6 protein-coding genes are annotated in these 6741 nt (G+C 70.0%); 1 reads left to right on the top strand and 5 read right to left on the bottom strand.

The features are described 5' to 3' along the window. Window positions 1–99 precede the first annotated feature (99 nt). The 3 genes from OHA30_RS27330 to thyX all read right to left on the bottom strand — a co-directional run bounded on the left by OHA30_RS27330 (window position 100) and on the right by thyX (window position 4695). Window positions 100–1785 carry a ribonuclease J gene (locus OHA30_RS27330; RefSeq protein ID WP_328916533.1) on the bottom strand — a complete coding sequence of 562 codons (1686 nt, stop codon included), beginning with the start codon at window positions 1783–1785 and terminating at the stop codon, window positions 100–102. Window positions 1786–1887: 102 nt separating this feature from the next. Then, window positions 1888–2787 carry a 4-hydroxy-tetrahydrodipicolinate synthase gene (dapA, locus tag OHA30_RS27325; protein WP_328916532.1) on the bottom strand — a complete coding sequence of 300 codons (900 nt, stop codon included), beginning with the start codon at window positions 2785–2787 and terminating at the stop codon, window positions 1888–1890. 252 nt (window positions 2788–3039) lie between these two features. Continuing rightward, a complete protein-coding gene (gene thyX, locus OHA30_RS27320) occupies window positions 3040–4695 on the bottom strand; it encodes an FAD-dependent thymidylate synthase (RefSeq protein ID WP_328916531.1) in 1656 nt (551 codons plus the stop codon). A gap of 169 nt (window positions 4696–4864) precedes the next feature. On the opposite strand from thyX, the gene OHA30_RS27315 reads away from it, so the two are divergent. After that, on the top strand, window positions 4865–5407 hold the full coding sequence (locus tag OHA30_RS27315) for a hypothetical protein (protein WP_328916530.1): 543 nt from the start codon (window positions 4865–4867) through the stop codon (window positions 5405–5407). A gap of 70 nt (window positions 5408–5477) precedes the next feature. Here the strand turns inward: OHA30_RS27315 and OHA30_RS27310 are convergent, their stop codons facing one another. Both OHA30_RS27310 and dapB read right to left on the bottom strand, forming a co-directional pair. After that, on the bottom strand, window positions 5478–5918 hold the full coding sequence (locus OHA30_RS27310; protein WP_328916529.1) for a hypothetical protein: 441 nt from the start codon (window positions 5916–5918) through the stop codon (window positions 5478–5480). A gap of 5 nt (window positions 5919–5923) precedes the next feature. Further along, the gene (gene dapB / locus OHA30_RS27305; RefSeq protein WP_328916528.1) at window positions 5924–6703 is read right to left on the bottom strand and encodes a 4-hydroxy-tetrahydrodipicolinate reductase; all 780 of its coding nucleotides are present in this window, start codon (window positions 6701–6703) and stop codon (window positions 5924–5926) included. Window positions 6704–6741: the final 38 nt, after the last annotated feature.

Here is a 6741-nt window from a genome sequence, read left to right as displayed (position 1 = left end):
GAGGCGGTTGTGCCAACGTACTGGAGCGGGCCCCCGGATGCAAATCCGGGGGCCCGCTCCATGTCGGCATGTTGACGTGCCGTCAGATCTCGACCTCCGTCAGACCTCCACGACGACCGGCAGGATCATCGGCCGGCGCCGGTAGGTGTCCGACACCCACTTGCCGACGGACCGCCGGATGAGCTGCTGAATCTGGCGGGTCTCCATGACGCCGTCCGACGCCGAACGGGAGAGCCCCTCCTCGATCTTGGGGATCACCGGGGCGAACGCCTCGTCCGCGATGCCCGACCCCCGCGCGTGGATGTTCGGGCCGCCGACCAGCTTGCCCGTGGTGCTGTCCACCACGACGAAGACCGAGACGATGCCCTCCTCGCCGAGAATGCGGCGGTCCTTGAGGGACGACTCGGTGATGTCGCCGACCGAGAGGCCGTCGACGTACACATAACCGGCCTGGACCTTGCCCGCGATCTTGGCGACCCCGTTGATCAGGTCGACCACCACGCCGTCCTCGGCGATGACCGTGCGCTCCTTGGGGATGCCGGTGAGCTGGCCCAGCTCGGCATTGGCCCGCAGATGGCGCCATTCGCCGTGGATCGGCATCAGGTTGCGCGGCTTGCAGATGTTGTAGAAGTACAGCAGTTCGCCGGCCGAGGCGTGCCCGGAGACATGCACCTTGGCGTTGCCCTTGTGGACGACATTTGCGCCCCAGCGGGTCAGGCCGTTGATGACGCGGTAGACCGCGTTCTCGTTCCCCGGGATGAGCGAGGAGGCCAGGACGACGGTGTCGCCCTCCACGATGCGGATCTGGTGGTCCCGGTTGGCCATCCGGGACAGGGCGGCCATCGGTTCGCCCTGGGAGCCGGTACAGACGAGGACGACCTTCTCGTCGGGGAGGTCGTCCAGGACCTTGATGTCCACGACGAGCCCGCCGGGCACCTTGAGGTAGCCCAGATCACGGGCGATGCCCATGTTCCTGACCATGGAACGGCCGACGAAGGCGACCTTGCGGCCGCGTTCGTGGGCGGCGTCGAGCACCTGCTGGATGCGGTGCACATGGCTGGCGAAGCTCGCCACGATGATGCGCTTCTCGGCCTTGGCGAAGGTCTGCCGCAGCACCTGCGAGATGTCCCGCTCGGGGGCGACGAAGCCGGGGACCTCCGCGTTGGTGGAGTCCGCGAGCAGCAGGTCGATACCCTCCGCGCCGAGCCGCGCGAAGGTCGGCAGGTCGGTGAGGCGGCCGTCGAGCGGCAGTTGGTCCATCTTGAAGTCGCCGGTGACGACGACCATGCCGGCCGGGGTACGGACGGCGACGGCCAGGGCGTCCGGGATGGAGTGGTTGACCGCGATGAACTCGCAGTCGAAGGGCCCGATCCGCTCCCGGTCGCCCTCGGTGACCTCCAGGGCGTACGGCCGGATGCGGTGCTCCTGGAGCTTGGCCTCGATGAACGCGAGGGTCAGCTTGGAGCCGATGAGCGGGATGTCGTCCTTCTCGCGGAGCAGGAAGGGGACGGCACCGATGTGGTCCTCGTGACCGTGGGTGAGGATGATGCCGACGATGTCGTCCAGCCGGTCCCGGATGGAGGTGAAGTCCGGGAGGATCAGGTCGACTCCGGGCTGCTCCTCTTCCGGGAAGAGGACACCGCAGTCGACGATCAGCAGCTTCCCGCCGAATTCGAAGACCGTCATATTGCGGCCGATCTCGCCGAGACCGCCGAGTGGTGTGATGCGCAGGCCGCCGTCGGGCAGTGCTCGCGGGGGGCCGAGTTCAGGGTGCGGATGGCTCAAAAGGTTCTCCTTACCGCGCACGCACCGGGCTCTCGGGGGAGCCGGGGCGCGCGCGACATCGATCGGTCTCTGTTCTCCGGTATTCAGTTGTGAAGTCTGTGGTCAGAGCTCTACCCCGCCGTCGGCGAGATCGCTCCTGAGCCGCTCGGTCTCGGCCTCGGTCAGGCCGACCAGGGGCAGCCTGAGCGGGCCGGCGGGCAGTCCGCGCAGCGCGAGAGCGGTCTTGGTGGTGACGACGCCCTGGGCGCGGAACATTCCCGTGTAGACGGGCAGCAGCCGCTGGTGGATCTCGGCGGCCTTGGCGATGTCACCGCCCGAGTAGGCGTCCAGCAGGGCGCGCAGCTCGGCGGTGACCAGGTGCCCGACGACGGAGACGAAGCCGGCGGCGCCGATGGACAGCATCGGCAGGTTGAGCATGTCGTCGCCGCAGTACCAGGCCAGGCCGCTGCGGCTGATCGCCCAGCTCGCCGCGCTGAGGTCGCCCTTGGCGTCCTTGTTGGCGACGATCCGGGGGTGTTCGCCCAATCGGACGAGGGTGTCGGTGTCGACGGCGACGGCGCAGCGGCCGGGGATGTCGTAGAGCATCACGGGCAGGTCGGTCGCGTCGGCGATGGCGGTGAAGTGCCGGTACAGGCCCTCCTGCGGGGGCTTGCTGTAGTACGGCGTGACCGCGAGCAGACCGTGGGCGCCGGCTCGCTCGGCCTGGCGGGCGAGGGCGACGCTGTGGGCCGTGTCGTTGGTGCCGATGCCCGCGACGACATGTGCGCGATCGCCCACGGCTTCGACCACGGCGCGTACGAGCTGGTCTTTCTCCGTGTCGCTCGTGGTGGGCGACTCCCCGGTGGTGCCGTTGACGACGAGGCCGTCATTGCCCGCGTCCACGAGGTGAGTGGCGAGCCGTTGGGCGCCGTCGAGATCGAGAGCGCCGTCCGCGGTGAACGGGGTGACCATTGCGGTCAGAACCCGCCCGAAGGGGGCCTTGGGGGTGGAGGTCGGAGCCATGGGTCCCACGCTACTCGGTGTGTGTACGGGGGCGCAGCCGTGGGACCTGCGGAGAAGGACTCCGGCGCTGCCCGCTCGGGGGTTCAAGCAGCACCGGAGTCCGTTTCTGCAGCCTAGATGAACTTCACGAATGCCTGCAATCCGAACACTTCGGACATTTACTGGTGAGGTGCTTGTCGGGTGGTCCCGCGCCGCCTTCCGGGCCGCACCTTCGTGCGGCCTTCCGTGCGGCCCGGCGGCGCGTCTCGCGCCCTAGGGCGCGACTCGGCCGTTCGCGTTGTAGGCGGCGTGGGTGAGCGGCATCAGCTCCGCCCAGGCGGCCTCCATCTTCTCGCCCACCATCTCGATCTCCCGCTGCGGGAAGGACGGCACCCGGGCGAGTTCGTGCTGGGTGCGCAGGCCGAGGAAGTGCATCAGCGAGCGGGCGTTGCAGGTCGCGTACATCGAGGAGTACAGGCCGACCGGAAGAGTGGCCCGCGCCACTTCCCGGGCCACCCCGGCCGCGAGCATCTCCTGATAGGCGGCGTACGACTGCTCGTACGACCCCTCCATCGCCTTGATCGTCGCGCTGCGCTGCTCGGGCGTGCCGTGCACGAATTCGTACTTCCCCGGCCGCCCCTGCTGCACGAGCTTCCGCTCCTCCCCCGGCAGGTAGAACACCGGCTGCAACTCCCGGTAACGCCCCGACTCCTCGTTGTACGAGTTGTGGACGACGATCCCGTCGGCCAGGAAGTTGTGCCACGGGCCGGCGACCGACAGGTCGTATGTCATCTCCTCGCCGTCCTCGGTGACCGCCACGATCCGGTCAGGTACCGCCACAGCGATCTTGCCGCCGCGCTGGGCGAGCGCCTGTTCCTCCGCGCTCTTGCTCGCGTGGCAGTCCGCGCACGCGGGAGCCAGATTCCGTTCGTCGAGTGCCTTGGTCAGGTCCGCGACGACGGGAACGACATGATCGAGGGCGAGGGACTCGCGCGGGAAGCTCCGGGCACACAGGTGACAGGTGTCCGTCTCCGCGATGATCCGGTTGCGCTGCATGGAGGTCCACACACCGATGCCCCGCCGCAGGCTGGGCGGCACCAGTCGCTGCGTGGGGCGGGGAGCCGTCCCTGCTGCCATGACGGCGTCGCCCGTCGACAGTTCGCCGGCCTTACGCCAGCCGTCGGGGGTGAGGATCGCGTGGTCCACCGAGCAGCGCAGCACCCGGCCGCCCTCGGTCGTGATCCTGATGAGGGACTTGACCCCCGACTCCATCACGTCGACGATCTGCGCCCGCTGAGCCCGGAGGGTGTCCTCGTCATAGCAGCGCACGTGATTGCGGCGGACGGAGTCGAGCTTCCTCAGACGCGTGCTGGGGTGTTCCTCGCGGAACTCGGCCACCGCGCTGTCCGCCGCCTCCCTGCTCTCGTACAGGCCGAGGTAGTGGTTCGCGCCGGCGTGCCGGGCCTGGGCCATCCACTTGCCCGCCTGGGCGTGCCAGGTGGCGCCTCCGGCGGACACCGGCATACGGTCCTCGACGCCTTCGTGCCAGTGGCGGTAGAGGTCCTTGATCGGGCGCCTGCGGAGATTGCCCGCTTCGCTCTCCAGGGTGATCATGGTGTCGCCCGCCAGACACCATCCGACCCTGTGGCGCATGAACTCGCGGAAGACGAAGATCGGGGCGCTGATGAAGAAGGTCATCGAGTTGTGCTCGAAGGGGCTGCCGTGGCGGTCGCGGAGGAGGAAGTTGATCAGGCCCTTGGACCGTTCGGGGTCCTTCGTCAGCTCCTCCAGGGACTGCTCACCGGCCGTCGAGACGCGCGCCGCCCACAGGACGTCGGAGTCCGACGCGCTGTGCTTGACGAGGTCGACGGTCACGTCGTCGCGGAAGTGGACGGGGACGGCGGTCCCGGTGGGCGGATCGGTCGACACCGGCAGGTCCTTCCATGTTGGCTGCTGTGCGCGGCCCAGCCTAAGTGGTGGGTCCGTCAGTGCGGTCCCGCGCGGCCGGGCCGACCCGGAGGTTGGCCGTGGTGCCCGCGACGGCTAGCCTCACCCGTCATAGCCCGCCACTGCCGGAACCCGAATGAGGTTTCTCCGCGTGTCCCTGCCATTCCGCTCCGCCACCGTGAACGACGAGTACGCCTCCGGCCGTGTCCTCCCGCACGCCGCGCAGGACCGCTGGATGAGGCCGTACCGCCCCGGCCCCTGGCGGGTCGGCACCGCCGCGCTCGCGCTGATGCTCGTCTCGTACCTGCTGTTCGCCGCGCTGATCATGGTCGCGGCCCGCAGCGCGGACGGCGCGGTGACCTGTGTGGTGGCCGCCGTGGTGGTGATCGCCGCCGCGCTGCGGCTGCTGCGGATGGGCGTCTGGCTGAGCGGCAAGGGGATGCGGCAGGTGAGGTACTTCACCACGACCACCGTCCCCTGGCAGCACATCGCGTCCGTGCGGACCGCCCAGCAGCCGGTGAAGGTGCTGGGGCTGCCGCGTACCGTCCAGGGTCAGGCGCTGGTCATCACGCGCCGCGGCGGTGGGTCGCTGCGCCCGCTGCTCACCGACCACAACGCCGACTTCCTGGGCCGGGTGGAGGCTTTCGACGTCGCGGCCGACGCCATAGAGGGATGGGCCACGGAGCTGCGCTGATCCCGAAAACGGCCCCCGCTGACCCCGCCGCCTGAAGGCCCCAAGGCGCCGCGTGAACCCCGCTCCCCCGCTACTTCCCGTCGTGCAGCGCGATCGCCCGCTGCATGGCCTTGCGGGCCCGGGGGGTGTCCCGGGCGTCGAAGTAGGCGATCGCCAACCTGAACCAGTTGCGCCAGTCGTCCGGCGCCGCCTCCGTCTCGGCCTGTCGCCTGGCGAAGACGGCGTCGGCGGAGGCGCGGTCGATCCGGCCGCTGGGGGTGCGTTCCAGCTCGTCGACGGGCAGTCCGCCCTCGGCCTCCAGCTCGCGTCCCAGCCGCCCGGCGTGCCGGGCGAACTGCGTGGTGTGCCAGAGGAACCACGCGCCGATCAGCGGCAGCACCAGCACGGCCACGCCGAAGGCGACGGTGACCGGCCGCCCGTCGGCGATCAGCAGCACTCCCCGGTCGCCGACCAGGACGAAGTAGAACAGGAGCGCGGCCGCCGAGGCGGCGTAGCTCAGTCTGGCGCGCATGGCGGTCAGTCCCCTTCCGTACCGGACCCGGCGGGCTCCTCGGACAGGAAGTGTTCCAGGCCGTAGGTGAGCCCGGGTACCCCGGGGACGGTACGGGTGGCGAGCAGGATGCCCGACATGAAGCTGCTGTGGTGCAGCGAGTCGTGCCGGATGGTGAGCGTCTCGCCGGTGCCGCCGAAGAGCACTTCCTGGTGGGCGAGCAGGCCGCGCAGCCGTACCGAGTGCACGGGTACGCCGTCGACGTCCGCGCCGCGGGCGCCGTCCAGGCCGTGGGTGGTGGGGTCCTGCTGGCGGTCGCGGCCGGCCTCCGCGCGGGCGGCGGCGATCAGCTGGGCGGTACGGGAGGCGGTGCCGCTGGGGGCGTCGGCCTTGTTGTTGTGGTGGAGCTCGATGACCTCGACGCTCTCGAACCAGCGGGCCGCCTGCTGGGCGAAGCGCATGGTCAGGACGGCGCCGATGGAGAAGTTCGGCGCCACGAGGACTCCGGTGCCCGGCGAGGCGGCCAGCCAGCCCTCCAGGGTGGCCAGCCGCTCCGGCGTCCAGCCGGTGGTGCCGACCACGGCGTGGATGCCGTGGCCGACGCAGAACTCCAGGTTGCCGAGGACGGCGTCGGGGTGGGTGAGTTCGACGGCGACCTGGGCACCTGCCTCGGTCAGCGCCTTCAGGTCGTCGTCCCGGTCGATCGCGGCGACCAGGTCCAGGTCGTCGGCCGCCTCGACGGCCCGGGCCGTTTCGGAGCCGATCCGGCCCTGGGCGCCGATGACGGCCACGCGGAGCTTGCTCATCGTTCTGCGGTCCTCCGAGTCGTACGCGGTGCACACGA

Source organism: Streptomyces sp. NBC_00223 (genome assembly GCF_036199905.1).
GTDB lineage: Bacteria > Actinomycetota > Actinomycetes > Streptomycetales > Streptomycetaceae > Actinacidiphila.
The sequence above is the reverse complement of the archived record's forward strand: the minus strand, read 5'-3'. Positions and strand labels throughout refer to the sequence as shown.